The organism is Candidatus Magnetaquicoccus inordinatus, from assembly GCF_004217665.1.
Taxonomy (GTDB): Bacteria; Pseudomonadota; Magnetococcia; order Magnetococcales; family Magnetaquicoccaceae; genus Magnetaquicoccus; species Magnetaquicoccus inordinatus.
Window position 1 is genome coordinate 1 of the sequence record NZ_RXIU01000424.1, and the last position, 1,510, is coordinate 1,510.

At 54.6% G+C, this 1,510-nt stretch carries 2 protein-coding genes; both read left to right on the forward strand.

Features of this window, described 5'->3' with window-relative positions; all coding sequences use genetic code 11:
* Window positions 1-192, forward strand: a 192-nt coding sequence (locus EJP87_RS18735) for a hypothetical protein (protein WP_227657716.1), incomplete at its 5' end; no start/stop codon positions are given.
* A 436-nt stretch (window positions 193-628) separates the two neighbouring features.
* Window positions 629-1,510 (forward strand): tyrosine-type recombinase/integrase (locus tag EJP87_RS16240; protein WP_193771467.1); only part of this gene is annotated, 882 nt, incomplete at its 3' end.

Genomic DNA, 1,510 nt, shown 5'->3' on the forward strand with positions numbered 1-1,510 from the left:
CAAGCAAAACCTTTATCGATGTTCCATGGCCACCATTCACGGAATTCAGGGAAACACTTGGCAGGGCTGATGCCATCTCTGGCACCGACAAAACAACCAGTTGAGCAATCGACAGTATCTTCTCGGGCAGGGATTCCTGCAGCCGTTGTCTCCGCATTGACCGAAGCCAACGAAAAATTGGATAAAAAGTAACAATTCACCACCAAAAACAACTGCGGGTCCAGGGAGGGCACCTCCCTGGCCGGGTCCAGGGATGGAATCCCTGGGATTTTGTTTGTAATCTTTTGCCTTTGGCGCGCTTTTCAAACTAAGCCGACGCGCTTTTTGCGTCGGCGCAGCGCGCCTAATGGAAGCAAACTGTGCGCATTGGCGCGCTTTTTGCGCCAATGCGCACAGCATCCCCATTGGGGTAGAGCTGGCGAGCCAGCACGAACCTGAATAGTTACGATAAAAATTCCATTTCTAAATAATTGATGATATAACAAACGGTCTTAAAAGTTTATTGCTGACGGTTTTCAGCATGTGCACATCCAGTACCGCACTCCACACAACTGGGGTTTCTGGAGCGGTTCCATCAGACCCTCAAGACTGAAGAAGTATACTGGAGGCTCTACGACAATCCTGGCCATTGCCGTCAGAGCCAGGAAGCCTATCTAATGTTTACAACACAATCAGGCCGCATTGGGCCCTGAGGCTGACCCTGGGCGTTTATCCTGGCATGGGATTGAAGGAGGCCAGGGAGTCATGCAACAAGCTGCGGGCTTGTCTGGAGCGTGGCGTTGACCCGGTAGCGTGGCAGGAGGAGCAGGAGCGCCAAGCGGCGGAAGTCAAGCGCAAGGAGGAACAGACGGCGACCGTTGCCCAATTGGTGGAGGAATACCTTGAACGGTGGGCAAAGCCACGCAAACGAACATGGCCGGAAGATCAACGCATGTTGAACAAGGATGTGGTGCCACGATGGGGAAAACGGAAGGCCAAAGAGATCACCCGGCACGATGTTGTAAAAATGCTGGATGAGATGCAGGACCGGGGGGCAACCACTACCGTCAACCGGACCCTGGCCTGTGTGCGCAAGATGTTTAATTTTGCCGTGTCGCGTGGTGTGGTGGATGTTTCTCCTTGTTTGGGGGTGCAGGCACCAGTTGCGGAGCGGCAGCGGGACCGGGTGTTGACGGTGGAAGAGATCCGGGCTTTCTGGAACGGATTGGACAAAGCGGGTATGGATGAGGGCACCCGGCTGGCTCTGAGGTTGCAATTTCTCACGGCCACCAGAAAGGGCGAGGTGGTGACGGCCAGTTGGAGCGATTTCGATCTGGCTGGCAGATGGTGGACCATTCCGGTCGAGTCATCCAAAAATAAACTGGCGCACCGTATCCCGCTATCCAGTCAGGCGCTGGCCATACTGGAGCGGATCAAGGCGCTTTCCGGTGACTCTCCATGGTTGTTTCCTTCCCGGATTCCTGGGCGGCATGTGACCCAGACCAGCGTTGACCATGCACTGAGAAAGAAT